Annotated in this window: 28 protein-coding genes; 9 read left to right on the forward strand and 19 right to left on the reverse strand. The window is 67.3% G+C overall.

The window, feature by feature from the left end; translation table 11 throughout:
- Positions 1-76: 76 nt before the first annotated feature.
- A complete protein-coding gene (locus tag BM199_RS07860; protein WP_245788217.1) occupies positions 77-1858 on the forward strand; it encodes a hypothetical protein in 1782 nt (593 codons plus the stop codon).
- A gap of 16 nt (positions 1859-1874) precedes the next feature.
- On the opposite strand, the gene BM199_RS07865 is transcribed toward BM199_RS07860, so the two are convergent.
- Positions 1875-2462: an acyltransferase gene (locus tag BM199_RS07865; protein ID WP_091671525.1), complete on the reverse strand. Its 588-nt coding sequence runs from the start codon at positions 2460-2462 to the stop codon at positions 1875-1877.
- A 91-nt stretch (positions 2463-2553) separates the two neighbouring features.
- Positions 2554-3843 (reverse strand): nucleotide sugar dehydrogenase, encoded by a 1290-nt coding sequence (locus BM199_RS07870; protein ID WP_091671526.1) that lies wholly within the window; start codon positions 3841-3843, stop codon positions 2554-2556.
- A 468-nt stretch (positions 3844-4311) separates the two neighbouring features.
- On the opposite strand from BM199_RS07870, the gene BM199_RS07875 reads away from it, so the two are divergent.
- The 3 genes from BM199_RS07875 to BM199_RS07885 all read left to right on the forward strand — a co-directional run bounded on the left by BM199_RS07875 (position 4312) and on the right by BM199_RS07885 (position 6520).
- A complete protein-coding gene (locus BM199_RS07875; protein WP_281245678.1) occupies positions 4312-5274 on the forward strand; it encodes an NAD-dependent epimerase/dehydratase family protein in 963 nt (320 codons plus the stop codon).
- A 126-nt stretch (positions 5275-5400) separates the two neighbouring features.
- The gene (locus tag BM199_RS07880) at positions 5401-6081 is read left to right on the forward strand and encodes a glycosyltransferase family 2 protein (RefSeq protein WP_091671528.1); all 681 of its coding nucleotides are present in this window, start codon (positions 5401-5403) and stop codon (positions 6079-6081) included.
- Positions 6082-6088: 7 nt separating this feature from the next.
- Positions 6089-6520, forward strand: a complete 432-nt coding sequence (locus tag BM199_RS07885; RefSeq protein ID WP_091671529.1) for a DUF2304 domain-containing protein — start codon at positions 6089-6091, stop codon at positions 6518-6520.
- 7 nt (positions 6521-6527) lie between these two features.
- Here BM199_RS07885 and BM199_RS07890 read toward each other — a convergent pair whose 3' ends face one another.
- The 11 genes from BM199_RS07890 to BM199_RS07940 all read right to left on the reverse strand — a co-directional run bounded on the left by BM199_RS07890 (position 6528) and on the right by BM199_RS07940 (position 17105).
- Positions 6528-7523, reverse strand: a complete 996-nt coding sequence (locus BM199_RS07890) for a lysylphosphatidylglycerol synthase transmembrane domain-containing protein (RefSeq protein WP_091671531.1) — start codon at positions 7521-7523, stop codon at positions 6528-6530.
- A gap of 212 nt (positions 7524-7735) precedes the next feature.
- Complete coding sequence (locus tag BM199_RS07895) at positions 7736-8998, reverse strand: acyl-CoA reductase (RefSeq protein ID WP_091671533.1); 1263 nt, start codon at positions 8996-8998, stop codon at positions 7736-7738.
- On the reverse strand, positions 8992-10044 hold the full coding sequence (locus tag BM199_RS07900; RefSeq protein WP_091671534.1) for a LuxE/PaaK family acyltransferase: 1053 nt from the start codon (positions 10042-10044) through the stop codon (positions 8992-8994). Before BM199_RS07900 ends, BM199_RS07895 begins: the two co-directional genes overlap by 7 nt.
- A 14-nt stretch (positions 10045-10058) precedes the next feature.
- The gene (locus tag BM199_RS07905; RefSeq protein WP_091671536.1) at positions 10059-11456 is read right to left on the reverse strand and encodes an AMP-binding protein; all 1398 of its coding nucleotides are present in this window, start codon (positions 11454-11456) and stop codon (positions 10059-10061) included.
- Complete coding sequence (locus BM199_RS07910; protein WP_091671537.1) at positions 11456-12214, reverse strand: SDR family NAD(P)-dependent oxidoreductase; 759 nt, start codon at positions 12212-12214, stop codon at positions 11456-11458. Before BM199_RS07910 ends, BM199_RS07905 begins: the two co-directional genes overlap by 1 nt.
- Entirely contained in the window at positions 12207-12464 is a 258-nt protein-coding gene (locus BM199_RS07915) for an acyl carrier protein (RefSeq protein WP_091671653.1), read from the reverse strand. The genes BM199_RS07910 and BM199_RS07915 overlap by 8 nt, the downstream gene beginning before the upstream one ends.
- A 35-nt stretch (positions 12465-12499) precedes the next feature.
- Positions 12500-13231 carry an acyl-ACP--UDP-N-acetylglucosamine O-acyltransferase family protein gene (locus BM199_RS07920; RefSeq protein WP_091671539.1) on the reverse strand — a complete coding sequence of 244 codons (732 nt, stop codon included), beginning with the start codon at positions 13229-13231 and terminating at the stop codon, positions 12500-12502.
- Positions 13232-13257: 26 nt separating this feature from the next.
- The gene (locus BM199_RS07925; RefSeq protein WP_091671541.1) at positions 13258-14508 is read right to left on the reverse strand and encodes a glycosyltransferase family 4 protein; all 1251 of its coding nucleotides are present in this window, start codon (positions 14506-14508) and stop codon (positions 13258-13260) included.
- Positions 14505-14987 carry an acyltransferase gene (locus tag BM199_RS34905; RefSeq protein WP_091671542.1) on the reverse strand — a complete coding sequence of 161 codons (483 nt, stop codon included), beginning with the start codon at positions 14985-14987 and terminating at the stop codon, positions 14505-14507. Before BM199_RS34905 ends, BM199_RS07925 begins: the two co-directional genes overlap by 4 nt.
- The gene (locus tag BM199_RS07935) at positions 14980-15915 is read right to left on the reverse strand and encodes an NAD-dependent epimerase/dehydratase family protein (RefSeq protein WP_091671544.1); all 936 of its coding nucleotides are present in this window, start codon (positions 15913-15915) and stop codon (positions 14980-14982) included. The genes BM199_RS34905 and BM199_RS07935 overlap by 8 nt, the downstream gene beginning before the upstream one ends.
- A 35-nt stretch (positions 15916-15950) precedes the next feature.
- Positions 15951-17105: a DegT/DnrJ/EryC1/StrS family aminotransferase gene (locus BM199_RS07940; RefSeq protein WP_091671546.1), complete on the reverse strand. Its 1155-nt coding sequence runs from the start codon at positions 17103-17105 to the stop codon at positions 15951-15953.
- A 184-nt stretch (positions 17106-17289) separates the two neighbouring features.
- Here BM199_RS07940 and BM199_RS07945 point away from each other — a divergent pair, with 184 nt between their 5' ends.
- On the forward strand, positions 17290-18165 hold the full coding sequence (locus BM199_RS07945) for a helix-turn-helix domain-containing protein (protein WP_091671548.1): 876 nt from the start codon (positions 17290-17292) through the stop codon (positions 18163-18165).
- The gene (locus tag BM199_RS07950) at positions 18107-18307 is read left to right on the forward strand and encodes a DUF397 domain-containing protein (protein WP_091671550.1); all 201 of its coding nucleotides are present in this window, start codon (positions 18107-18109) and stop codon (positions 18305-18307) included. Before BM199_RS07945 ends, BM199_RS07950 begins: the two co-directional genes overlap by 59 nt.
- 39 nt (positions 18308-18346) lie before the next feature.
- On the opposite strand, the gene BM199_RS07955 is transcribed toward BM199_RS07950, so the two are convergent.
- From BM199_RS07955 to BM199_RS07980, 6 genes are all read right to left on the reverse strand, one after another.
- The gene (locus BM199_RS07955) at positions 18347-19096 is read right to left on the reverse strand and encodes an ESX secretion-associated protein EspG (RefSeq protein WP_091671552.1); all 750 of its coding nucleotides are present in this window, start codon (positions 19094-19096) and stop codon (positions 18347-18349) included.
- A gap of 5 nt (positions 19097-19101) precedes the next feature.
- On the reverse strand, positions 19102-20334 hold the full coding sequence (locus BM199_RS07960) for a hypothetical protein (RefSeq protein ID WP_091671553.1): 1233 nt from the start codon (positions 20332-20334) through the stop codon (positions 19102-19104).
- A gap of 1 nt (position 20335) precedes the next feature.
- Positions 20336-20944: a DUF3558 domain-containing protein gene (locus BM199_RS07965; protein ID WP_091671555.1), complete on the reverse strand. Its 609-nt coding sequence runs from the start codon at positions 20942-20944 to the stop codon at positions 20336-20338.
- The gene (locus BM199_RS07970; RefSeq protein ID WP_143101791.1) at positions 20941-21303 is read right to left on the reverse strand and encodes a hypothetical protein; all 363 of its coding nucleotides are present in this window, start codon (positions 21301-21303) and stop codon (positions 20941-20943) included. The genes BM199_RS07965 and BM199_RS07970 overlap by 4 nt, the downstream gene beginning before the upstream one ends.
- Positions 21304-21653: 350 nt before the next feature.
- Entirely contained in the window at positions 21654-22166 is a 513-nt protein-coding gene (locus BM199_RS07975) for a nuclear transport factor 2 family protein (RefSeq protein WP_091671558.1), read from the reverse strand.
- Entirely contained in the window at positions 22163-22783 is a 621-nt protein-coding gene (locus tag BM199_RS07980) for a TetR/AcrR family transcriptional regulator (protein WP_091671559.1), read from the reverse strand. Before BM199_RS07980 ends, BM199_RS07975 begins: the two co-directional genes overlap by 4 nt.
- Before the next feature lie 65 nt (positions 22784-22848).
- Between BM199_RS07980 and lhgO the strand changes: the two genes are divergently transcribed.
- The 3 genes from lhgO to BM199_RS07995 all read left to right on the forward strand — a co-directional run.
- The gene (gene lhgO / locus BM199_RS07985) at positions 22849-24027 is read left to right on the forward strand and encodes an L-2-hydroxyglutarate oxidase (protein ID WP_091671655.1); all 1179 of its coding nucleotides are present in this window, start codon (positions 22849-22851) and stop codon (positions 24025-24027) included.
- 250 nt (positions 24028-24277) lie between these two features.
- Positions 24278-24880 carry a YiiX/YebB-like N1pC/P60 family cysteine hydrolase gene (locus BM199_RS07990; RefSeq protein ID WP_091671561.1) on the forward strand — a complete coding sequence of 201 codons (603 nt, stop codon included), beginning with the start codon at positions 24278-24280 and terminating at the stop codon, positions 24878-24880.
- A 68-nt stretch (positions 24881-24948) separates the two neighbouring features.
- Positions 24949-25351, forward strand: a 403-nt coding sequence (locus BM199_RS07995; protein WP_218160304.1) for a hypothetical protein, incomplete at its 3' end; no start/stop codon positions are given.

The following is a 25351-nucleotide window of genomic DNA, read 5'->3' on the forward strand; positions in this document are numbered from 1 at the left end:
CTGCCCGCCTGTAACATCGCGGCTTCGAAGTGAGTTCGTTCTCGCAACACGGAGTGCAGCACAGGGAGCAGTACGGTTGAGCGCCGATTTGCTGGTTTCGACGCATTCGTCCCGAAAGCGGCGAACGTGGGTGTTACTGGCGCATTTCGGCTGGATCGGGCTGCTCGCGCTGGCGGTCAACCTGCGAGTCGGCCGCTTCGGATTCAGCCCCACCGATCAGGGCTTCATCCTCGGCACAAGCTGGCGGCTCCTGAACGGGGAGATCCCGCACCGGGACATCATCTCGGCACGGCCGCTGGGCTCCCCGCTGCTGCACACCTTCGACTTTCTACTGCCCGGCCCGCTCTTCTTCATGTCGAACCTGGTGTCGATGGTCCAGATCGTGCTGTTGACGATCGGGTTCGCGGCGCTGGTCATCCGGCGTTCATTGTTGCGGTGGGGGCCACTGCTGACCGGCCTCGTCGCCGCGGCCAGCGTGATCAACCTGCACACGCACGGACTCACCGCCTGGCACACGGTGGACGGACTCATGCTCACGGCGTGCGGACTGTGGGCAGTCGACGCCGGGCTCCACGCACGGCGAACCTGGCACTACCGGGCCGGGTTGGTCCTGCTGTGCCTTGCCGCACTGACCAAGCAGAGCTTCGCGCCCGCGGCACTGATCGGTCTGCTCATGGTGTTGCTGCATCCGTCCGTACGCGGCGCACGCCGCCCGGAGGGAGCGGCGTGGTGGCGGCACCGGCTCATCGATCTGCTCTGTCTCGCCGCCCCTGGGCTGGTGTACCTCGGTGTCGTCACGATCGCGGGCGGCCTGCCCGACCTGATCGCGCAGCTCACCGGGGCTCATCCCGCGTATGGCCAACGCCTGTTCGAACTGGGCGAGCTACCCCAACTGCCCCTGCTCCTGATGCTCGCCGGTGCCGTGGCCGTGATCGCCGTGCGTCTGCTGGTCCCGCACATCGGCACTCCCGCCCGAATCGTCGAACTCGGGGCTCTGCTGCTCTTCGGTATTTTCGTGGTCCGGTTGCTGGTGAACAGCGAACTGTCCAGGGCGGGCGACTGGGGTATCCAACTGTGGTGGCTGTTGGTGCTCGCCTGCGTGGTGGACGCCGTCAGCCGCCGAAGGCTGCCCTGGCGCCCGTTCATCATCGTGCTGGTCGCCTGGATGTCCAGTCTGTCCTGGGGCTGGGACTCCCCGACATTCCTCGGCGGCACCATGGCGCTGACCGCCCTGTACCTGCTCGGGGGCGACACGCTGCGCCGGCTCGGCGACACACTCGCCGAACGTGGCGGCCGGGCATGGGCCCTGTCCGCCGGCGCACTCGCCCTGGTGATCGTCCTGCTGGCCGGGCTGCTGCTTGCCGATTCGCATGACGCCGCGCCATACCGGGACCGGCCGCAAGGGGAACTTGTCGCGGATCTCGGCGAGGTCGACCCGGCGTTGACCGGTATCCGGACCAACATCAACACCTTCACCTACGTGCAGCAGATCGACGACTGTATCGAGCGTTATCCGGCGGGGCGGGTGGCCGTGCTACCGGACAATGCGTTCGCCTATCCCGCGTTCGGTGTGCACAACCCGTTTCCCGTGGAGTGGCCGCGGCCACTCGAACTCGTCGCGGACTCCAGGGAACGGATGCTCGAAACCGCGGACCGGCTAGACCGGGAAGGCGATTACCTCGTGCTGTTCCAGACCATCGACGCGCGAGAGGGACTGGAGGCGGGTAAACAGGTGCCCGCGACAGTGCCGGAGGACGCGAAAATCATCGACTACGCCGGGCTGGAGCGAGCGATCAAGGGCCGGCTGACCGGGCAGCGGATCAGCTGCGGCAGCTTTGTCGGGGTCTGGTCGCGCTGATCAGCGCCTCTGCGTCCTAATCGGACTCGGTGAGCGTTCCGTCCGACTCGACGTAAATCTGCCCGGACAACGGGCAGACCCAGCGCGCCCCCTCCTGACGCAGCGGCGCGCCGGCCTTGCCGACCCAGCCCACCCTGCGGGCGGGCACGCCGACCACCAAACCGAAGTCGGGCACGTCCTTCGTCACCACGGCTCCGGCCGCCACCGTCGCCCACGCACCGATCCGCACCGGGGCGACGCACACCGCCCTGGCACCGACAGAAGCCCCCTCGGCGATCGTCACGCCGACGGCGTCCCAGTCGGAGGCACTCTTCAAGCTGCCGTCGGGGTTGACCGCGCGGGGGTAGGTGTCATTGGTGAGCACCACCGCAGGTCCGATGAACACACCCGCCGCCAGTTCGGCCGGCTCGTAGACCAGTGCGTTGTTCTGGATCTTGCAGTTGTCACCGACGCGGACACCGGTGCCGATGTAGGCACCACGCCCGACGATGCAGTTCTCGCCAAGCTCGGCGTTCTCCCGCACCTGCGCGAGGTCCCAGATCTTCGTGTTTTCGCCGAGCTTCGCGGTCTGCGCGACCTGTGCTCCGTCAGCAACGAACGACATAACCCATCATTTCTTCAGGAGTGCGGCTTTCAGCGTCTGTTGGCAAACGCGCGTCACGATCGCCACGTAGCTCCAGTTCACCAGTTCGCTTTCAGGCCTTGCCGATTACCCGGTAGCTGATGTCCGGCCAGCGATCGGCCGAACTCACCCGACGACCGTCCACGAAGGTCCGGACACCGGGCAGATCGTCCGGGCCGAGGCCGGAGTACTCGCGGTGGTCGGCCTGCACCACGGCGGCGTCCACCTTCTCCCCGAGGTGGTAGGGCTCGAAGCCGAGCGAGCGCAGCTCGTCATCGGTGTACAGCGGGTCGTGCACCAGCGGCGTCGCACCGCGCGAGCGCAGTGCCTCGACCGCGGCGAACACGCCGGAGAACGCGGTCTCCTTGACCCCGCCCCGGTAGGCCGCGCCGAGCACGACCACCCGCGCGCCGGTCAGGTCGCCGTGGGCGCCTTCCAGCAGACCCATCGTGTAGTCGGGCATACCCGCGTTGGCCTCCCTGGCCGCCCGCACGACAGTCGCGTCCGGGTCGTTCCAGAGGTACAGGCGCGGATACACCGGGATGCAGTGCCCGCCGACGGCGATGCCGGGCTGGTGAATGTGGCTGTAGGGCTGCGAGTTCGACGCCTCGATCACCTGGTAGACGTCGATGCCCGCGGTCGAGGCGAACCGGGCGAACTGGTTCGCCAAGCCGATGTTGACGTCGCGGTAGGTCGTCTCGGCGAGCTTGGCCAGCTCGCTGGCCTCCGCCGAGCCGAGGTCCCAGACACCGTTCGGCCGGACGAGGTCGGGCCGCTCGTCGAAGTCCAGCACGGCCTCGTAGAACTCGATCGCACGCGCCGCGCCCGCCTCGGACAGTCCACCGATCAGCTTGGGGTACTTGCGCAGATCCTCGAACACCCTGCCGGTGAGCACTCGCTCCGGGGAGAACACGAGGTGGAAGTCGGCGCCCTCGGTCAGCCCCGACTCCTTCTCCAGCATCGGCTTCCACCGGTTGCGGGTGGTCCCCACCGGCAACGTGGTCTCGTAGGACACCAGGGTGCCCGCGGTCAGGTGCTTGCCCAGCTCCTCCGTCGCGGCGTCCATCCAGCCGAAGTCCGGGCGCGCCTCTTCGTCCACGAACAGCGGCACGACGAGGACGACCGCGTCGGCGCCGGGAACCGCCTCCGCGTAGTTCGTGGTGGCGCGCAGTGTGCCAGCCGGCACGAGTTCAGTGAGCTTCTCCTGCAGGTGCGCCTCACCGGGGAACGGCTCCACCGCACGGTTGATCAGGTCGACGACCTCGGCGTTGACGTCCACGCCAATGACCTCATGGCCTTTCGACGCGAACTGCACAGCAAGGGGAAGCCCGATCTTCCCGAGGGCAATGACAGCGATCTTCACCGAGGCAGTCCTCTTCTGATACAGGAGTAGTGGCGCGAGATTTCCAGGCCCACGAGGGTTATGCACAACTCGGTCGACGAGGGCTGCCCGGAGCTTGCGACGGGCGACTCGCGGCGGCCGAGTGCAGGCGACCTGCGCACAGTAGCCACACCTGTGCGCAGTGCATAACACTCGTTTGCATAAGACACAGCCTAACGCGGAGCGCGGTGACGACAGCACACGGCCTGAGGGGGCACCCTGCCTTATCCAAAGGTCGGGTCATTCACCGCCGCCGTGCGGTCATGCGCCAACCTCACCCGCGGTCGACAGCCACGACCGCCCCTACTGCGGCAGAAGGAGCATGCCGCAGCGGGGGCCCTCTCCGGGCGGCCCCGTTACCGACTTGTGAATGCCCCTGCCTAGTACGATTCAGCTGAATTCTCCTCCGTTCGGCGATACACCAGTCGGATTCGCGCGGGGAAGAACAGCGTGAGCCTTATCGAGGGGAACAACGTGCAGGCACTTGTCACCGGTGGAGCCGGTTTCATCGGATCGACACTCGTCGATCGGCTACTGGCCGACGGGCACGAGGTGCACGTCGTCGACGACCTGCGGCGCGGCCGGGACGACAATCTCGCCGCGGCCGAGGCCACAGGGCGGATGACGTTGCACAAGGTCGACATCGCCGCACCCGATCTGACCGCCCTGTTCGCCGAGGCGGCTCCCGAGGTCGTGTTCCATCTCGCGGCCCAGATCGACGTGCGGGCCAGTGTCGCGGACCCACTGGACGACGCCCGTCAGAACGTGCTCGGCACCATCAACGTCGCCGAGGCGGCCCGCGCGGCCGGTACGCGGAAGATCGTGTTCTCGTCCTCCGGGGGCTCGATCTACGGCGCCCCGGAAGACCTCCCCGCCTCGGAGGAGACCCCGCTGAACCCGAAGTCGCCCTACGCGGCGAGCAAGGTCTCCGGTGAGGTCTACCTGAACACCTATCGAAATCTGTTCGAACTGGACTGCACGACGCTGGCGCTGGCAAATGTGTACGGACCGCGACAGGACCCGCACGGAGAGGCAGGGGTCATCGCCATCTTCGCCTCCGCGCTCCTGACCGGCCGCCCGACAACCGTCTTCGGCGACGGGGGCAACACCCGGGACTACGTCTACGTCGACGACGTGGTGTCCGCGTTCGTCGCGGCGGCGGGCAAGGACGGGAACGGGCAGCGGTTCAACATCGGCACCGGGGTCCAGACCTCCGATCGCGAACTGCACCGCCTGGTCGCGGCCGCCGCCGGAGCGGAGGACTCCCCCGAGTTCGCCCCTGCCCGGCTCGGCGACCTGCGGGCATCGGCGCTCGACGCGAACGCGGCGACCCGGGAGCTGGGCTGGCATCAGCAGGTCGACCTCGCCGAGGGCGTCCGCCGCACCGTGGAGTACTTTCGCGCCCGCCGCTGAAAACCGAACTGACCTGCGGCTGTAAGTGGAAGAACACGCGTTGGGTGGAGCCCCACCCAGGAAAGACGCCACCGTGCAGCCAGTTACCATCGGACGCCGCGTACTACCGCTATCGGGGAGAACCAGGTGACCAACGAAGACGTCTGGGTGGTGATTCCGGTCTTCAACGAGGCCCAGGTCATCGCCGATGTCGTGGAACGTGTGCGTCCGACGTTCCCCAACGTGGTGTGTGTGGACGACGGCTCCGCCGACGACTCGGCCACCCGGATCGCGGGCACGCATGCCCACCTCGTCCGGCACTCGCTCAACCTGGGCCAGGGAGCCGCCCTGCAGACCGGGCTCTCCTACGCACTGGCCCGGCCCGGCGCGAAGTACTTCGTGACCTTCGACGCCGACGGCCAGCACCAGGTCAGTGACGCCAAGCGGATGGTCGAGGTCGCCAGGACCGGCGAGGCCGACGTCGTGCTCGGCTCGCGGTTCCTCGAGCAGGCCAAGCACGTCCCGTGGCTCAAGCGGGCGGTCCTGAGAACGGCTGTCGCGCTCAGCCCGACAGCCCGCAAGCTGCAGCTGACCGACGCGCACAACGGCCTGCGGGTGTTCTCACGGTCGGTCGTCGAACGGCTGCACATCACGATGAACGGAATGGCACACGCCTCGGAGATCGTCGCGTTCCTCGCGAACAACGACATCCGGGTCCGTGAGGTGCCGGTGACCATCCTGTACACCGACTACTCCAAGAGCAAGGGCCAGTCGCTGGTCAACGGGGTGAACATCCTGTTTGACCTGTCGCTGCGCGACCGGGGGTGACTCGTCCATGTTGGCGCAGCTCGTACTGCTGATCGCGGTAGCAGGAATTCTGCTCTACTTCGCCAGCCGCAGGCACAACGTCCGCATGCAGGCCGGAAAGCGCATCGCGTTCTTCCTGTTCATCGCACTGAACATCGACGCGGTGCTGTTTCCGCAGCACCTCACGTGGCTCGCGAACGGCCTCGGCATCGGCCGTGGTGCCGACCTGGTGCTGTACCTGCTGGTGGTGGCGTTCATCTTCGGCATGCTCAACACCTACCTGCGATTCCGGGGCACCAACCAGCAGGTCACCGAGCTGACCCGCACGCTGGCCATCCGCGAGGCCGAACTGGTCAACCACCAGCGCGGGTTGATGAACTCGGAACAGGTGCACAGCGCGGTCACGGCCACGGCCGCCCCCGACGAGGAATCCGGGCCCCCCTCGGTCACCCGGCCCTGAGCGCCGCTCAGACTGCCTGCTCCTGGGGCCCGCGCGGGGCACGCAGGAAGGCGAAGGACGCGGCACCTCCCGCGGTGAGCAGGTCGGCCACGGTGAACATCACCCGCGAAACCACCGCGAACGCCAACGCCTGACCAGCGGAAACACCACTAGCGGTGAGCACGGCGACCATGACGAGTTCACGCACACCCGCCCCGCTGGGGAGCACGAACGCCACCGCGCCCGCGGTCATCGCGATGGCCATCGCCCCGATGCAGACGATGAGTCCGCCGAAGCCAGGGGCACCCACCGAGTTGACCAGCAGCCACAGGTGCAGGCCCTGCAACATCCAGGCGCCCAACGAGGCGCCGAACACCGTACCGACCGTTCGCCAGCCGAGGGGGCGCTCCAGTGGGCCGCGCCGCAGAATCCTGAGCACCAGCGAGGTACCCCAGGTCAGGACGGACGGGTACAACGCGACCAGGCCCAGTGGAATCGCCACGATCAGCCAGGTCGCGTACGCACTGCCACCCAGGACCTCACGCACAGCCAGCAGGGACAACGTCAGCGCGGCGACGATGCCGATCCCGAGCTGCACCAGCGACGCGGTGAAGATGCGGGCCCTGGCCAGACCGGCCTTGCGGCCCAGTTCCATCTGCAACAGGTAAGCCCACACCGAGCCCGGCACGTACTTGCCCAGCTGCCCGACCAGGCAGATCTGCGCGCCGCGGGCGTAGCCGATCGGTGCGCCGAAATGTTCGATGAGGACCTGCCAGCCGAAGGTCACCACCGTGATGCTCGCCACCAGCGCGAGCAGGCTGAGCAGGGAGGACTGCCAGGCGATGTCGGCCAGTGTCGCCCAGAACTCGTCCCAGTGGCGGTACAGCTGCCAGCCGGCCAGTGCGACGACAACGACGATGGCCAGGCTCCTGCCGGCGTCGATCAGCCTCGCCCTGACGGGCTTCGCCGAGGAACCCGGGGACACCGGCGTGTCCTCGGCCACCACCGGCTCGACAGACCTCATCTACGTCGTACCTCCAGCTGAGTTCCACGGCACAATATGCGCTGCTCAGTGCCTGCCTGAAACTCGGGTCCGCGATCGAGTCGCCAGGGCTCTGGCTGCCAGGAACTGTCCAGTTCTGCTGGTTGACGCCCTGCCGCCTCGATAGCGGGACTTCGTCGGCCGAGTTATTCGGATCACCACGACCTCGCAGTTTCCAGTCTTCAGACGCACTGTCAGAACGCAACGGTCACCAGGCGGCTGAACTCGCCGAGCAGGTCGTAGCCGTCCCAGACCGCGGAAAAGGTCAGCGCCGAACCAAACGGGACTATTCGGTCGACTCCTCGTCCGGCCAGATCGCGGGCGAACTCGACCAGTTCGTCGGCGTCGAAGCCGAAATGCGTCACCGTCTGGTCCTTGCGCACCACGATCCGCGCCAGCTCGGCCAGTGTCCGCACCCTGCCGACACCGAAACTGCCCGCACCGGACCACTGCCGTGGCACGGCCTCCGGGCTGCTGAGTTCCATCGTGAGAACGCCGTTGACGTCTCCGGCCGGTCCCGTGAAGGTGATTCGCTCGGCAGTGCCGTCGATGGCGGAACCGTAGGCGGAGACACGCTTCTGCACCGCCATCGCCGGGTCGGTCACATGCTTCCTGTCCAGGAGCACGTCGGTCAGCAGCGCCTGGAACTGGGTAGTCGCCTCGGCGGCGCCGTCCGGGTCACCGACCCAGAACACCGCCAGCGGCGACGAACAGGCCGCCTGGTCGAACCAGTACGAGTCGTTGTAGAACAACTCGGCCGCTCTCCTGCGCTCCCCCTCGGATGCTCGCCGCCAGCCGGACACCGACACGATCGCGAACGACGAGCGGCCGGGAAAGGTCAGGTCGCGTGCGTGCGGCGCGAGCGGGTACTGCCGCAGCGCCCGGACCGCGTCGTCACCGCCCCACACCACTCGCAGATCGCACGCAGCCGACAAGGTGGCGCTGGCGTTGTCGCCACGGTCATACGTGACCATCCGCTGCGTCCTGCCGATCACCTCCGCCGTGTCCCCGGGCACCTCACCGAGCGCGGCGTTGAGCGCCTCCAGCACCCCGTCCGCCGCCTCCGCCGAACGAGAGGAAACTCGCACCACGTTCCGGTTTCCCGCCAGGGCCGACAGCGCCCAGGAGTAGACGAACATCGTGTCCACATTAGCCGGTGGTACGTGAAAAACGAGGCCACGCGGAAATCGCAGGGCCGATCTGTCTTTAATGTCCATACGGGACAGTGCGCGCGCGAGTTCGCCCTTACGCAGGAAGAAGCCGAGCGAAGCCAGTTCGGGAAACCGGCGTGCGACGGCCGGAGCGAGCAGTTTCCGCCCGAACCGGCCGAGGAACTCCACGATCCGCTCGTCACCGAATCGCAGTCGTGACCCTTCGGACTCCGTTCGCAACCGCTCGACCAGCGCATCCGCCTCGACCGGGGCGTCTGCCGGGAATCTCTGCGTGAGCATCACCACGGGACACCAGCCGCGGTGAACGTGTCCGAGCAACCGCGCGCCTCCGCCCTGGGCAGCCTGCCCAGCACCGAGAAGCGCTTTCCCGGCCAGTCCCCGTCGTCGATGCCGTGGCACACACCGACGTCCTCCGTCAGCAGGACGTGTCCCGGGTAGGACCGGGGCAACGTGCTCACCACCTCGATCACGCCGGGCGTGCCGACCGGCTGTTCCCGCCAGGTCGCGGGGTCGCGGATGACCACATCGGCGAAGTCCGGGCAGTACAGCGAGTTTCCCGACGGCCCCTCGAGGAACACCGTCCCGATCTGCTCGACCATCCCGTAGTAGTTGTGGATCCGGCGCAGTCCGGTGTCCTCCCGGAAGCGGCGCCGGAACTCGGCGTTGTCCACCGCGCGTTCGGTGAGTTTCTTCCAGCCGCCGGAATGGATCAGGATGCCGTTGGACAGGTCGAGGCGGTGCTCGCGCGCGATTTCGTAGAGATAGAGCCACACCATGAAGGTGAACCCGAAGATCAGGAACGGCTCGTCTCCGTGCCGGGCAAGGAACTGCTTGAGCGCCGCGACGTCCGGCTGGTCGTTCTCGTCGAGCACGTAGACGTGCTTGCGACCGAAGTTGGCCATCCCCAGCACACCCGCGCCTCGCGCGGAGAACGAGCGCCGGTTCCGCACGATGGCGACGGTGTCGATCAGCAGCATCGGCAGCCGCGCACTTCCGAGCACGGTCTGCAGAGTGGCGCCGAGCCTGCGGGTCTGCGCGGCGGCGGCGGCCCTGTCCAGGTAGATCCGGGACGCACCGGACCCGGTGGTACCCGAAGACGTGAGGACCTTGAACACCTCGTCGTCCGGAATGCTCTTGAGTTCGTGCGTCTTGAACAGCCGCAGCGGTAGCCACGGCAGCTCGGAAATCCGGCCGAACGACGCATCCTGTTCGATTCCGAGCGCGGAAAGGATCCGGTCGTAGCCGGGTGAGCCGGAACGGTGGTGGGCCGTCAGCTCCGCGAGCTGCGGCAGCAGCGTCGCCTCACGTTCGGCCTGCGACAGGCTGAACATTCCTTGACCGGGCACTATAGCCGCGCCTCCAGCGAACAGTAATCGATCTTGCCGCTGGCCAGCAGGGGCACGGCATCGATCGGGCGCACATCGAAGCCGCTGGTGTGCAGGTGCAGCCGGTCTGCCAGTGCCCGCGCCGCCGCCTTGCACGTGTCCCGGTCCGCGCCTTCGGCGAACAGGGTGACCCGGTCACCCGCGGGGACCGCCGCCACCAGATCGATGCCGACCGAAGCGGCCTGCACCGCGAGCTCCAGGTCATCGAGGCTGACCCGGTTGCCGAAGATCTTGCCGATCCGCTTGAGTCGCCCCGTGACGAACAGGAAGCCGTCCTCGTCGAGGTAGCCGAGGTCCCCGGTCTCCAGCCTGCCGTCCATCCGGTCGCCCTCGGCCAGTTCGGCCGCGCTCTCCGCGTACCCCATCATCACGTTCGGCCCCCGGTAGACGACCTCGCCGACGATCTTCGGATGGGTGGTCTCGACGCCGTCGTCCCGGAGGATGCTCAGTGCGCCGCCGGGCAACGCCGAGCCCGCGGAGCCGAGCTTCTCGGCGAGCATCTCCGCGGGCACGGTCGCCATCCGGGGCGCGGCCTCGGTCTGCCCGTACATCACGAACAACCGGCCATCCACCGCGCGCATCAGCTCGTCGAACTCGGCGACCAGTTCGGCGCGCAGGCTGCCACCTGCCTGCGTGAGGCTGTGCAGGCTGGGGTACTTCTCCGGACGGAACCGCAGCCTGTGCAACATCTCGTAGTGGTACGGCACTCCCGCCAACGACGTCGCCCTGTGCTCGGTCACGGAGTCCCAGAAACCCCGGTCGAGCAGGCCCGCTGGCTCGATGACGACCGTCGCACCCCGGACGAGGTGCGAGTTCAGCACCGACAGTCCATAGCTGTAGTGCAGCGGCAGGCTCGTCGGCGCGACCTCGTCGCCGTCGATGTCGAGCACGTCGGCGATCGCTTCCGCATTGGAGGACAGGGCGTTGCGCGACAGCCGCACGAGCTTCGGGTTGCCGGTGGATCCGCTGGTGGGCAACAGCACGGCGAGGTCGGGGTGCGGCGCGACGTGTTCGGCGGACTCGCGCACCCAGTGCCCGTCGCGCGCGACGTAACCGTTGGGCGGCTCGGCGTCGGCGGCGAGCACCGCGGCAGGCCGGAACCGGTGCACCAGGCCGCCCAGCACGTCGGTGTCGAGCGTGGGATCGATGAGCGTGATCGCACGCCCGGAGTCCACCGCGGCCACATAGCGCAGGACGCTCGGCAGATCCACGGAGGTCCGGGCGAACAGGACGCCGCCGGGCAGTGAGCCGAGCAGGTCTGCCTCGGCGGCGACCGCCGAAAGGAGTTGCGCGCCGTGCAGCGTGCGTCCGCCCGCCACGTCGATCAGGCGGGCTCCGTCGCCGAGTAACTGACTCATCAGAGCACCAGACCTCCGTCGACCCCGAGGACCTGGCCGGTGATGAACGCAGCCTCCTCGCCTGCCAGGAACCTGATCGCCCCGGCCACGTCGTCGGCCGACCCGAGCCTGCCCAGCGGGGTGTTGCGCACGGTATCGGTCCGGACCTTCTCGCTCAGCTCCGCGGTGAGGGCCGTGTCGATGACCCCCGGTGCGACGGCGTTGACCCGGATCCCGAAGCCACCGAGTTCCTTCGCGGCCGACAACGCGAGGTTGGCCACGGCGGCCTTGGACGCGGAGTACACGGACTGACCCGCCCCGCCCCGCTCCCCGACGATCGAGGCGACCACGATGATCGACCCGGACCTGGCGCGCATCATCGCGCGCCCACCCGCCTGCACCGTGTGGATCGTGCCCGCGATGTTCGTCGTCAGCATGCGCTGCACGGCGTCCTCGCGGATCATGCCGAGCGGTGCGCCCTCCATGATTCCGGCGTTGGCGACAACGACGTCCAGCCTGCCGTGTTCCTTCGCGACACCCTTGACCAGCGCGGCGACACCGTCGGCGTCGGTGATGTCGAGCTGCTGCCCTGTCACAGGGCCGCCCACGGCGGCGGCCACCTCCTTCGCCACGATCTCGTCCCGGCCGGTGAGCACCACCGTGGCGCCGGCCTGGGCCAGTCTCCGTACCGTGGCAAGCCCGATCCCGCGGGTGCCGCCGGTTACCAGCGCCACCTTTCCGGAGAGGCCGGGGTCCGCACCGGTCACGCCGTCACGCATCCACGTTCTGCAGTTGCGTCACCATGTCCACCGCGACGACAAAGCTACTCATGTCAATCACCTGATCGGTGTCGAATTGGACGTCGAACTCGTCCTCGATGGCGGCGACCAACGCCATGTGGCCAACGGAATCCCAGGTTTCGTGGTCCCGGTACTGCAAGTTCTCGACATCGACGACGACATCGGCATCGCCGTGGATGTCCAGCGCCTCCACGAAAACCTTGCGCAACCGCTCACGAATGTCCGCCATGACCCTCCTCGTCCTCCGTTGTGCCCGGCCCGTCCTCAGCTCCTTGTCTGCGGACGCGCCCCCCACGCCGTCACCAAGGTAGAGATGTCCTCGGGCACCCCATCGGTCAACCCGTCCTTCCGCAAGTCCCCTTTACCTTTCAGCCAGGGCTCCAGGGCTTCGATCGCGCTCTCGTCAAGTCCGCACCGGGACAGTCCCACGGTGTTGATACTCGTCACCCTGGCCGGATTGCCCACGCAGATCGTGAAGGCTCCCACGTCACGGCGCACGGCCGAGCCCATACCCACCATCGCGCCGGGACCTACGCGCACCCGTTGGTGCACCACCGTTCCCATGCCGACGTTCGCGTGCGACCAGATCTCCACGTGCCCGCCGAGCACCACGTTGGAGGCCAACGTGACACGCTCCTGGATGACACAGTCGTGTGCCACGTGGCTTCCGCGCAGGCAGTAGTTGTCGTCACCGATCGAGGTCGTCCGCCACGTCCCCTGATGCACGGTGACGTACTCGCGAATCCGGTTGCGGTTGCCGATCCGCACACCGTGTCCGTCCCGTTCCGGGTCGCCGGTCGGCGCGTCCTCCCAGGATGCGGGATGCGCCAGTGCTCGATCCTCGGCAGGCCCGCCGATGACGGCGTGTGGACCGATCCAGTTGTCGTCGCCGATCGTCGCCGGGCCGAGGATGACGGCGTACGGCCCCACGACGTTGTTCTCGCCGAGCTCCACACCCGCACCGACAACGGCAGTGGAATGAACGCGGTTCGGCACGACTTGATCCGTTCGTCGGCGGTCTCTCACTTTACCTGCCGTGCATCTACGGCACTTTCCCGGGAAAGTGCCGTAGATGCACGCGCAAGTAGCGCACTTTCCCGGGAAAGTGCGGTCAGGGTGTCCAGGTGTTTGGCGATCACGGCGTCCATCGAGAAGTAGGTGTCCACCAACTCCGCGCCGTTTCGGGCAATCTCCCTCGACTCCGCGGGCTCCGTGATCGTCTCGATCAGCCTGTCCGCGAGTTCGGCCGGCGAGTCCTTCGGCACCAAGTGGACGTTGCCCCGGTCGACGAGCCTGATGTCGGGGAAGTTGTCCTCGCGCACCGCCGCCACCACCGGCACCCCCGCGGCCATGCTCTCCAGGCTCGCGGTGCCGAATCCGTAACCCTGTACGTCGTGGCTCTCCACCGTGGCTGCGGCGAGATAGTGTGGAATCTCGGACTTCGGCACCGCACCGGTCGTGATCACGGCTCCGTCCACGCCGAGTTCCCTGGCCCGCCGCAGGAACGCGTCGTAGTAGATGCCGCCGACCACCACGAGTTTCGCGTTCGGGATCGCCGCGAGCACCCGAGGCAGCGCCTCCACCAGTGCGAGCCGGTCCCGTAGCGGGATGACGTGCCCGGTGGAGAGAATCAGCGGATCGTCGCCGAGTCCGTGCTTCTCCCGCATCAGCTTCGGGTCGCCGCCGCGCACCCATGTGGGGTCCACGCCGACCGGGATGGGCACCATACCGGCGATTCCCTTGCGGTACTTGCGTTCGATGTACTCCCGCATCTGGACATCCATTACCACGTACGTCGGTCTGTAGCGCCGCATGAACGGTGCGACCAGCGTGGCATCCAGCACGTTGAACACGCCCTGGTACAGCTTGCTCGGACTCTGCAGTCGCGTGTGGACACTCAGCAGGGTCGGAACCTTGTTCCGGCGCGCCCACAGCCCGCTTACCCAGGTGAGGTCGAAGAACTGGCCGTGCTGGTGGATGACATCCGGCTGGAACTCGTTTAGCAGCTGCTTCACCCGCCCTGGCAGGGAGGGCCGGCTGGTGAACGCGATGTCGAAGTTCACCGCGAGCCGGGTCTCCGGCAGCCGAAATCCGGGCAGCCGGACGACTCTGATGCCGTCCACCTTCTGCTCCGAGGGGACTTCCGCGTGCTCGGCGGTGAGCACCAGCACGTCGTGCCCCGCAGCCGCGTATCCCTTGGCCAGCGACTCGGACAGATGCGCGCTTCCGCCCACACGGGGCGGGTAGAAGTTGTTGACGACCGCGATTCTCACGGCTGCGCCTCCTTCGCGGACCCCGGCTGCGCGTCGTGCTCGATCCGCACGCCGTCTCCGTCGAGCCGCACGGTGCCGACCACGCGTGCGGGGACTCCGGCGACGACCGTCCGCGCGGGCACGTCCCTGGTGACCACCGCGCCCGCGGCGACCACAGCGGACTCGCCGATGCTCACTCCCATCAGGACCACCGCGCCCGCCCCGAGGAACACGTGGTCGCCAATGCTCACCGGCGCTCGGTCCACGTGCGGGTACGCCCTGCCGGACACGCACCGGCGAACCGTGTTGTGCGTGTAGATCTGCACCCCGCACGACACGTCGCAGCCCTTCCCGATGCGCAACCCGCCCGAGCCGTCGACGACGGTGAACGCGCCGATCCACGTGCCCGCACCGATCTCCGGATCACCGCTGATCCAGGCGTGGGCGTTGTACGGGTTCGGCGGCAATCGCGCGCCGGTGTGCGCGGGCAGGCTACTCATCGAGCGCGGCTCTGACCAGTTCGGACATTCCCTGCTCCACACTGATCTCGGGCTTCCAGCCGAGGACCTCGCGGGCACGGGTGATGTCGGCGGCGCGCCGGGAAGCCAGCACGTCACGCGGCCTGAACTGCGGTTCGACGTCCACGCCCACCGCCTTGATGAGGATCTTGGCCAGCGTGGCGACGGAGGTGTCGATCCCGGTGCCGATGTTGACCGGCACGTTGTCCCGCTCCGACTCCAGCGCGGCGACGACGGCCTTCGACAGGTCCGTGACGTGCACGAAGTCCATCGACTGCTCCCCCTTGCCGTCGATCACCGGAGGCAGACCCGCCCGCAGCCGCTGGATGAAATGGTTGATCACCGAGGTGTAGTAGGCCTCGATCCGCTGACCGGGACCGTAGACGTTGAAGAACCGCAGGGCGTTCCAGGACAGGCCCTTCTGCCGCTGGTAGAACCGCAGCAGATCCTCGCCCGCCCGCTTGGCGATGCAGTACGGCGTGAGCGGATCGAGCGGGTCGTCCTCGTGCATCGGCAGCTTCTTCGGGTCACCGTAGACCGACGCCGAGGAGGCGAACACCAACCGCTCGATTCCCTCGTCGGCCGCGGCGGCGAACACGTTGTGGTTGCCGGTCATGTTGATGTCGATCGACTCGTGCGGGTCGGCGATCGACTTGTTGATCGACACCGTCGCGAAGTGGATCACGTGCGTGCAGCCGCGAATCGCCTCGCGCACACCACCGCCGTATCGAACGTCCTTTTCGACCAGTTCCACCTTGCCCGTGGAGACGAATCCGTCCACCCGCTCACGGTTGCCCCGGGTCATGTTGTCGAAGATCACGACGGAGTAGTCCCGCTCAAGCAGCATCGGGATGACGTGCCCGGCGATGAATCCGCCCGCACCGGTGAAGAAGACCTTCTTGTCGGGCATGTCTGTCGTTATCTCCTCGGAAACCGTGTTCGTGCTCAGGAAAGCTGGGTGACAACCTCGCGCACGCCGGTGATCACCCGGTCGGCCTGCGCGTCGGTGAGGTTGGAGTGCATGGGAATCGCCAGGTGCCTGGCGAAGATGTCGGCCGAGACCGGGAGCGACGGCTGTGGGCCGTACACCGGTTGCAGGTGCGAGGCGTAGGTCCCGAAGTTGCACTGGACCCCGCGCTCCCGCAGCCGCAGCGCGACCTCGCCCCGGTCGATTTCCGGGCTGATCGTGAGGATGTAGGACTGCCAGGGGTGTTCGCGATCCGGCAGCACCACGGGCACGTCCACGCCTTCGAGGTCGGCGAAGCCCTCGGTATAGCGCTTGGCCACCCCGCGGCGCGTGGCGAGCAGGTCGGGCAGCCGGTCGAGCTGGACGTTCATGATCGCGGCCTGCACGTCGGAGAGCCGGAAGTTGTACCCGGCCTCGAGGAACGCCGGGATCGTCAGCTCCCTGGACCCTTCCCGGCCGTGCGCGGGCTCGATGCCGTAGGTGTGCAGCTTGCGCGCGTGGTCGATCAGGTCGGCACGGTCGGAGACCAGCGCACCGCCCTCACCTGCCGTGATGCCCTTGCGTCCGTGGAAGGAGAACGCGGCCAGGTCGGCGAGACTGCCCGCGGGCCGGTTTCGGTAGGTCGCGCCGGCCGCGCAGGCGGCGTCCTCGAACAGCCACAGGCCGTGCTTGTCGGCGATGGCTCGGTAGTCGTCGAAGTCGCCGGGTTGGCCCGCGACGTCGACGGCGAGGATGCCGACCGTGCGGGGCGTGATCAGGGCCTCGACGTGCTGGTGATCGGCGCACCAGATGTCCGGCCGGACGTCGGCGAAGACCGGGGTCGCGCCGACCTGGAGCACGGAGTGCCCGGTGGCCGGGAACGTGTAGTCCCCGATGATCACCTCGTCACCGGGCTGGACACCGAGGACGCGCAGGCCCAGGTAGAGCGCCGAGCCGCAGTTGCTGGTGCTCAGGGCGTGCCTGGTGCCGACGGCGGCGGCGAACCGCTCCTCGAATCGCCGGCAGACCGGTCCCGCACCGGCGAGCCAGCCGGACTTGAAGACCGCGGCCACCGCGGCCAGTTCCTCGTCGCCGACGGTGGGCTGGCCGAGGACCACGGTCTCGGGACTGTCCGGCGTTTGACTGTCCGGCATACGTCTCCTCGTGCTTCACATCGGATTGCAGTGTAAGAGAGCCAGACGAACACGATCGAGTACATGCACCCCACTCGTGTGGGTTACACAGTGACGGATTTCCCCTGGTGCAAGGGGTGCTTCGTTACGGTGGACCTGGCACAAACAGGCGTATGCACCGGGTGAACGGTCATAGCGTGACCGCATGCCAGCGAAGACAAGTGACGCCCGCCGCCGTGAGCTGGGCGCGGAGCTACGCAGACGCCGGGAAAGCGCCGGGATCAACGGCGTGGACCTCGCCAGGAAACTCGGCTGGTCGCAGAGCGCGGTGTCCAGGATCGAGGCCGGGCTCGGCGGCGTGAACGAGGTCAACGTGATCATGTACCTCGCGCACTGCGGCGTCTCGACCCCGGAGGCGGGCGAGGTGCTGAAGCTCGCGAAGGAAACCGAGGACGGGTACCTGGTCCGGGTGGATTCGCTCCGCACGCTGATCCTGCACGAGAACATGGCGCGACGGATCGCGGTCTCAGCACCGTTAGTGGTTCCTGGCCTGCTCCAAACCGAGGGCTACGCCAGAGCCATGATCAGCCTGCCGGGATACGACGAAGCTGCGGTCAAAGCCCGGCTAAATCTTCGGATGAGCCGTCAGCGCCTGCTGCGAAGCCAACGAGCACCTCGCTTCATCTACTTCATCTACGAGGCAGCGCTGCGGTGCCCGTTCGGCGGCTATCAAGTGATGAATGAGCAGATGCTGCATCTGGCCTTCCTGGCCGATCAGGAGCACATCGCGATCCGCGTCGTGCCCTTCGAATCAGGACAGATCGCAACGATCACCGGTGCACTGACCTTGATGGATTTCGCCGACCACGGCCCGCTGGCTTACCTCGAAACCCCCACTGCCGGTGTCTTCGTGGAAGCCCCAGATGGGATCGCCCGCTGTCGCTACAATTTAGGGCAACTGGCGAAGGATGCCCTGAACGAGCGACAATCTCGGGGGTTGCTTGCCGACCTGGCAAGCCGGTATGACAGGCCCCCGAAGGAGCATCGTGCGCACTGTCCAGACATCTTGGCGAAAGAGTAGCCACAGCTACCCCGACAATGACTGCGTCGAAGTAGCTCACTCTCCCGCCGATGTCGCTGTGCGCGACTCGAAGCGGCCCGAGGCCGGAGTCCTCCGCGTCTCCCCCGGCACCTGGCACGCGTTCCTCGCTCAGCTGCGTTAGCCAAGCTCCGAACGATCCGCGCCAGCACCCTCCCGGGTGTCAGTCCAGCTCCAGGAACAGCTCGTCCAGCTCGCGGACGATGTCGTCCTCGTCGGCCGGGAACAGCAGCACCCGTTCGTCGCCGGGTAGCGGGATCACTCGCATGGCCCAACGCCCGTCCTCGGTGTCGTAGACCCGCAGCGGTTCCCTGCACGTCCGCCGCCTGCCCTCGGGGTCGGCGGCCTCGGCGTAGAACTCGGCGATGATCCGCGCGGGCAGCGCGGCCAGCCGTTGCGCCCGCCGCACGTGCGGACCGGGTGTCACCGCGCCGACGGTTTCCTCGGCGGCGGCCACCAGCTCGCTGCGCAGAACGGAGATCGGCTGCTCGCCGGGCTTCCACCACTGGGGGAGCACGGCGGCGAGCACGCGGCTCAGGGCCTCGTCGTCGAAGGTCCGCAGGTAGACGTTGTCCTCCTCGCGCACCGCGACGAGGCCGAACCAGTCCGTCGCGGCGGTGAGCACGCCGAGACGGGCGCCGGTGTTCGGGTCGGCGAGCCAGCCGTAGCGGGCGGTCGGCGGGGAGGTCAGCAGGCCGGCGATCTCGGTGAAGGTGGGCTCATCCGGGTCGTCGGGCACTCCGGCGTACCGCGCCACGATCCGGGCCAGCTCGGCGCGTGCTGCCGCCGCCTCGGCGTCGTCCAGCCAGACCAGGGACGGCGCGATGGCGATATGCAGCTCGCCACCGGTGACCTCGGTGACCAGGGCCGCGAGCTGGTCCGCACGAAACTTCTCCGGTTCGGCGCACCACACAGGAACTACCGTCTCGACTCGCCGAGCACGGGCGGCGTGGTCGGCAGGCCGGTGCGCGGGTCGATGACCTTCTCACCCTGCTCGCTGAGCTGGAACTGGTCGTCGGACTCCACGCCGTACTTGCGCTGGTGGTCCTCGGACTCCTCGTTCCTGCCCCTCCCCGCCCCGGGCACCACCGGCACACCGCCCATCCCGCGGCCCCCCGCAGTACCCGGGGTTCCGGCGTGCCGCGCCGTGCTGCCGCCAGTAGCTCCCGGCGGCACCGCACCTGTTCCTCGCCCGGCGCCGAGGTTCTGCCCGGCACCGGGGCCGCCGCCGGAGCCTGTTCCGGTACCCCTGCTGAACAACCGTCCGCTGGTGCTACCAGAGCCCACACCGCTCACACCCCGGCCAACAGCGGGTCCGCCGGTGGACCGGGAACCGCCGCTGACACCAGTGGAGCGTTCACCTTCCGTCCCGCCGTTGGTTGAAGGCAGGTGACCGGAAGGTGTCGTGACATTCGGCGTGGCGCCGCCACTGTGGGCAGCGGCCGCGGGCGGGGTCGCCGGAGGCACCACGGTGCCACCACCGGCGCCGACCGGCTGCTGCTGGACACCGGACGGCGGCGACAGAACGCCACTGGCCCGCGTCCCGGCGGCGTCGGCGGCGGGCGTGGTCGTTCGCAGCTCGCCGCCCCGGCCTCCGTCCACCGCACTGCCACCGGGACGGGGAGCATCCACGGAGACTGGTGCGGGCGGCGCCAACGCCGAGCCGTACGACGTCGGCATCATCCGTTCGTTGTAGGACGAGTGGTTGGCCCAGAGGCTCATCACCGCGACATTGCGCCGCTCTGCCTCCTGTGTGGCCGCGACCTGGGACTCGTAACGGTTCTGCGCGGAGCCGAGGGTCAGAATATTATCCATAGTGGACGGAGCGTCGGGAGTCGGTGGAACTGTCGTGACGCTGTTCCTTGCGAGAACGAAGGAATCGATCTGCCGAACGAGCAACTCCTGGGCGGTGTTCATCTCCTCCGAGGCCCGCGCGTGCTCAACCGCCAACGGTCCGGCTCCGCGCCGCGCCGCCCCGGACGCGTCACCCTCCCAGCCTTCTTCCAACGATTCGGCGACCTTGACAATCCGGTCGGCGAGCGCCGTGTACTCCTCCATGACCTTGGCCAGCCCCATCTGTGCTTCGGACAGTCCACCCGTGCCCGGCGCGATCATGAAGTTCTCGTAGATCTGCTGCCCGGTCATCGACATGTCAAGCCCCCGCTTTGATCGTCCGGATTACCGCCGAAGCCACATTGGCAGCGGCCTTGCAAGCGTCGTTCCCCGCTAGGCTGATGACGTCAGAAGAGAAGAAGAGATCGTTTCTGATTCCCACCGAGAGGCCGCAGGTGCCCTGCGCCCGGTGATCCACAACGTCCTGGTAGACAGCCGGGTATCCGTCCACTTCGGTCTCTTCGAAGTATGGCCACGGAACCGTTTCGTGGAGCGCGTACAGATTGCTCAGGCCCGCGTCGACGGTGGTCGCGTAGGAGACGCTGACGCTTGTCGACCCGTCGCCGATACTCCAGATACACGCCTCGCCGTCCGCATTGCTGTTGTCCCGGCTCGAAGTCACGTTGAACTCCCGCTGCTGGGACTCGGTCAGACTGCCGCAAGGTTCGCTGATGTACTTCGTGGCATCCAGAGGCTCCTCGACCGGTGGCGCTTTCGGGCGCTCCGGCTCGCCCGGTGTCTCGGCAACGCTTGAAACCGAAAGGCCGGCGGTGGGCACGGCCTGTCCGGGCTCGCCCCCATCACAGGACGCCAGCATCAGGGGCAGCAGGACGACCCCGGCGAGAACGCGTCTTCGGCCGGGACTCATCGGAACAAGGTGCCCGTTCCGGACGGACCGTCGACGCCGCTGAGCACGTCGCCCGCTTCGTCGTCGTCGGCGGCGTAGGTGCCACTGGCTCGACGCAGGGCGTCGATGTAGCCCCGCACGTAGTCCACCATCGCCTTGTTGTGGGCGGCAGCCTGGGCAATCGACGCACGAGTAGCCATCGCCTGAGCGACCGCGGGCGGGTCGTGGGACGGCGGATCTGCCGCCCGGATCGCCTGTATGAGCTCGTGCCGCTTGCTGTGGATCAGCTCTCGCAGATCCTCGAACTCACGGATCTTCTCCGCGACGGTCTCTTCGTCGAAGCGGTATCCACCGGCGGTCGGTGCCGCCCTTCGACTCACCTCGACGAGTAAGCCGCCCCCGCCACCAGTCTGATTCGAACCGAAGCGTTGACGCTCCGCGGTGCGGCCACTCTCCATCTCCTGCAGGATTTCCCGCGCAACCGACTCTGAGTCGGAACTCGTTGACTGCGCAGACACATCGCGCGGAAACTCGTCCCCCGAACCAGCCACGGCTCACACCCCGCCCCGAGATCGCCTCCTTGGCCTTGCTCTCTAGCACCGTAGCGTGACCGGCACGTTGCGGATAGTGTTGCACCCGGGACAATTCTTTCTCGATCGTGGATTCATTCGGATGCCGCAACAGGTCCGAGTTCGTTACGCTGTTCGGCGGCAATAGTTGTGCCGACTTCCTATCGGGGTTGCGTCAGTCGAACTCCGAGCCCGTCCCCGCTGCGCACCATCAGTCGCAACGGTGCGACCAACACTCGCAACAACCGCGCCGCCCATGGCCTTCCCGCCCTGCGGGCGAGTTCGGGCCCGATCTCGCCCATCAGCGCCACCAGTCCGGGCAGGGGACGAACAAAAAGTGTCGCCTCGGTGATGTCGGCGTCGGCGTTCAGCCTGAGGACCGCTGTCTCCTCGATGTCCACGCCGCCGATCTGCGCGCTGGAGATCACGGTGCGCGTTCTCTCGTCCCCCACATCGGTATGAAATCGCACATTCGCGAAACTGCCGAATGCGCATTCGACAACTCGGCGTATCTCGTCGATTCCGGTGAATCGCAGTGCCGAGGTGAGTGGCGAGTGCAGCACGGCGTCCGGGGCGAAGGTCGTCAGTGCGAGGTCGGGATCTCCGGCTTCCATGGCGTGCCGGTAGCGCTCGGTCGTCGCCTCGGCTCTGGCGAGTGCGCTTGTTGTGCTCATTGTCGATCCTTCCGTTGATCGGTGATCTGACCGAGGCCGCGCCAGAGCAGGTCGACGGTGAGGGCGACCACCTCTTCCCTCGGCACATCCCGGTTGCGCCACCACCAGGTGGCGATGGCGTTCAGTGCGCTCTTGGCGGCCTCGGCGAGCACCTCGTCGGCGCGTTCGCGCTGGAGGTTCGCGGTGAGCCGGAGGTCCGGCACTCGCGCCAGCAGCCCGGCGAGTTGGGCTGTGGCTCGCTGCTGGCCCCGGGCGTGCACCTCGGCCAACTCGGGGGTGCGCGGCGACTCGCCGAAGATCATCCGCCAGCCGAGTTCGTTGGCCTCGATCCACGCGTAGATCGCCATCACCCTGCTGTACAGCAGGTCGAAGGGCGCCATGGCCTCATCCGGCGCCGACCAGCCCTCGATCAGCGCGGCGATCTCGCGGTCGAGCAGGGTGGAGTACAGGTCTGCTTTGGCGGTGAAGTGGTCGTAGAGAACCGGGGTGGTGATTTGGGCACGGCGAGCGACCTCGCGCAGTGTGGCGCCCTCGTAGCCCGCTTCGGCGAAGACCTCCGTCGCAGCGGCGAGGATGCGTTCCCGGCGTTCGCCCCGGGTCAGCCGTCTACCTGACATATGTCAGGTAGCGTACCCGCTAACCTGACAATTGTCAGGTTGTTTGGCGATTAGGCTGTGTGCTCGTGCGTCGAGTCGTAGTCATCGGAGGCGGGATCATCGGTCTTGCCGTCGCCTGGGAACTCACCAGGCGCGGCAACGAGGTCACCGTGCTGGAGAAGGAAGACCACTGGGCCGCCCACCAGACAGGGCACAACTCCAACGTGGTGCACGCCGGTCTGTACTACAAGCCTGGCTCGTTCAAAGCACGGATGTCGGTGGCGGGCAACGCCTCGATCGTCCGGTTCGCCCGGGAGCACGGGGTGCCGGTGCAGGTGTGCGGCAAGCTCGTCGTCGCCACCACGGAGGCTGAACTGCCCGCGCTGCGCGTGCTTGCCGAGCGGGCCGAGGCGAACGGGGTCCCGGCCACGCTGATCTCCCCGGCCGAGGCGCGCGAGCACGAGCCAGAGGTCACGTGTGTGAGCGCACTACGGGTGGAGTCCACCGGCATCATCGACTTCCCCGGCGTATGTACGGCGCTGGCCCGGCTGCTCAGCGAAGCCGGATCGGACCTCCGACTGAACACCGCCGCCCTCGGCATCCGCCCTGGCTCGACCGGGGGTGTCGAGATCGCCACCGGCGACGACGTGCTCCGGGCCGACGCACTGGTCAACTGCGCGGGACTGCAGTCCGACCGGGTCGCGCGGCTGGCCGGGCTCACCCCACGCGCGCGGATAGTCCCGTTCCGGGGCGAGTACTACGAACTGCGCCCCGAGCGCAGGCACCTGGTGCGCGGCCTGATCTACCCCGTGCCGGACGCGTCACTGCCGTTCCTCGGGGTGCACCTGACCCGGATGCTGGACGGCAGCGTGCACGCGGGCCCGAACGCGGTACTGGCGTTGCGCCGCGAGGGTTACCGCTGGAGCGACGTCTCACCTGCCGACCTCGCCGAGGTGGCACGGTTCCCCGGGACGTGGCGGCTCGCACGCAAGTACGCTGTCCCTATTGGACTCGACGAGGTCCGTCGCTCGTTCTCGAAACGCCGCTTCGCCGCGAGCCTGGCCAAGCTGGTGCCCGCGGTGCAGCCGGAGGACATTGTCCGGCACGGCTCGGGAGTGCGCGCCCAGGCGCTGCTGCCGGATGGGTCCATGGTGGACGACTTCCTGATCGAGAACGCGCCGAACCAGGTGCACGTGCTCAACGCCCCGTCCCCCGCCGCGACCAGCGCACTGGAGATCGCGAAGTACGTCGCCGACGAGGTCTAGGGCCGAAAGCCACTCGGGAATTGTCTGCGAGACGTTTGCGGTGTGATTGTCACTGAAACCGCTTTGTCAGGCGAACACCCGACATACGCGGGCGACCAGGCGACTTAAGGTCGATTTCATCAACGGGCTGGGGTTCCAGGACTAGAGGGGTCCGGTTGTGACCATCCATGTGGTCACATCGGGGGATTTGCGCGCAACAAGCGCCTTTTCCTTGGGGTCACTGTCCACTGGTTACAGAGTGGAGTTAGACATGTCCAGAATTGGGCGAATCTTCGCCTCGTCTATTGCGGCGACCGTGATAGGGGGAACAGCAATGGTCGGCCTGCTCGGTGCGCCTGCCCAGGCCGCGGAGGCGGCTGCGCCGAACTCGGGTGTCAGCATTTCCTCGGACAAGGGCTGCAGCAAGAAGGTGAGGGTCGGAAACGCACGGTACAAGGGGGACATCTTCCACTCCTCCGCCAAGACCGCCGGGTACAACCACAATCACGTCGGCATCTTCTACACGACGAAGACGATCGTGGAAGCACCTGGCTCCGGCAGCAAGAGCCAGGCTCGCACGGCGGCTACGCTCAACAAGTGTGGCCCCGTCTACAAGATGTACGTCAAGGCCAAGCAGACCAGCCGCAACAAGGCAGCCAACTATGCCTACAACAATCTCCGCGGCAAGGCGTACGACAACAACTTCGCTTTCAACAAGAGCAGCAGCAACTCGAAGCTGAACTGCTCCGAACTGGTCTGGAAGGCCTACAAGAAGGCCGTGAACATCGAACTGGACAGCAACGGCGGCCCAGGCGTGTACCCCAACAACATCAAGGATGACGGCAGCACCGTCGTTTACAGCACGCGCAGGTAAGGCATCCCGTGTGTGGTGCGGTCTGCCCGGGCGGCAGGCCGCACCACCCGCCCGAGAGGACTCGACCGGTGCATCTGCTCCGACTCATCGCGCTTGTTGCCGGTGTCGTTCTGGCTGTGACGGCGTGTTCCTCGCCGGAGGACGCGGTCGGGGCAGAGATCGTCGATCCCGATGAGGTGACGCTCGGCGACACCGTCGTCGCGTTCTACCTCAGCCCGGACTCCGAGGTCGAGAAGAGCGGGACGGAGAAGCGCCCGGCCTATCTGGTCCTGGTCCAGGCCGACGGCGGCACACGGCTGATCGAGACCAGCGGCATGAACGAGCCGCATATCGCGTGGTCGGAGCGCGGACTGTTCTTCAGCGACGACACACGCGACTACATCCTCGGCAAGGACGGACTGGCCCGTTTCGGGAACGAGAAGTCAGGACTGCAGCAGTCGGCTTTCGCGCTACCCGGCAACCAGGGTTTCC

Source organism: Amycolatopsis marina (assembly GCF_900111885.1).
Classification (GTDB): domain Bacteria; phylum Actinomycetota; class Actinomycetes; order Mycobacteriales; family Pseudonocardiaceae; genus Amycolatopsis; species Amycolatopsis marina.

Excerpts from the sequence above, each read along its gene's own strand:
- BM199_RS07945 (WP_091671548.1), top strand. The coding sequence starts at position 17,290 with ATGCCAGCGAAGACAAGTGACGCCCGCCGCCGTGAGCTGGGCGCGGAG.
- BM199_RS07990 (WP_091671561.1), top strand. The coding sequence starts at position 24,278 with ATGTCCAGAATTGGGCGAATCTTCGCCTCGTCTATTGCGGCGACCGTG.
- BM199_RS07940 (WP_091671546.1), bottom strand. The coding sequence starts at position 17,105 with ATGCCGGACAGTCAAACGCCGGACAGTCCCGAGACCGTGGTCCTCGGC.
- BM199_RS07900 (WP_091671534.1), bottom strand. The coding sequence starts at position 10,044 with ATGTTCAGCCTGTCGCAGGCCGAACGTGAGGCGACGCTGCTGCCGCAG.
- BM199_RS07980 (WP_091671559.1), bottom strand. The coding sequence starts at position 22,783 with ATGTCAGGTAGACGGCTGACCCGGGGCGAACGCCGGGAACGCATCCTC.
- BM199_RS07935 (WP_091671544.1), bottom strand. The coding sequence starts at position 15,915 with ATGCCCGACAAGAAGGTCTTCTTCACCGGTGCGGGCGGATTCATCGCC.
- BM199_RS07975 (WP_091671558.1), bottom strand. The coding sequence starts at position 22,166 with ATGAGCACAACAAGCGCACTCGCCAGAGCCGAGGCGACGACCGAGCGC.
- BM199_RS07905 (WP_091671536.1), bottom strand. The coding sequence starts at position 11,456 with ATGAGTCAGTTACTCGGCGACGGAGCCCGCCTGATCGACGTGGCGGGC.
- BM199_RS07890 (WP_091671531.1), bottom strand. The coding sequence starts at position 7,523 with ATGAGGTCTGTCGAGCCGGTGGTGGCCGAGGACACGCCGGTGTCCCCG.
- BM199_RS07885 (WP_091671529.1), top strand. The coding sequence starts at position 6,089 with ATGTTGGCGCAGCTCGTACTGCTGATCGCGGTAGCAGGAATTCTGCTC.
- BM199_RS07965 (WP_091671555.1), bottom strand. The coding sequence starts at position 20,944 with ATGAGTCCCGGCCGAAGACGCGTTCTCGCCGGGGTCGTCCTGCTGCCC.
- BM199_RS34905 (WP_091671542.1), bottom strand. The coding sequence starts at position 14,987 with ATGAGTAGCCTGCCCGCGCACACCGGCGCGCGATTGCCGCCGAACCCG.
- BM199_RS07960 (WP_091671553.1), bottom strand. The coding sequence starts at position 20,334 with ATGTCGATGACCGGGCAGCAGATCTACGAGAACTTCATGATCGCGCCG.
- BM199_RS07910 (WP_091671537.1), bottom strand. The coding sequence starts at position 12,214 with ATGCGTGACGGCGTGACCGGTGCGGACCCCGGCCTCTCCGGAAAGGTG.
- BM199_RS07865 (WP_091671525.1), bottom strand. The coding sequence starts at position 2,462 with ATGTCGTTCGTTGCTGACGGAGCACAGGTCGCGCAGACCGCGAAGCTC.
- BM199_RS07915 (WP_091671653.1), bottom strand. The coding sequence starts at position 12,464 with ATGGCGGACATTCGTGAGCGGTTGCGCAAGGTTTTCGTGGAGGCGCTG.
- BM199_RS07950 (WP_091671550.1), top strand. The coding sequence starts at position 18,107 with ATGACAGGCCCCCGAAGGAGCATCGTGCGCACTGTCCAGACATCTTGG.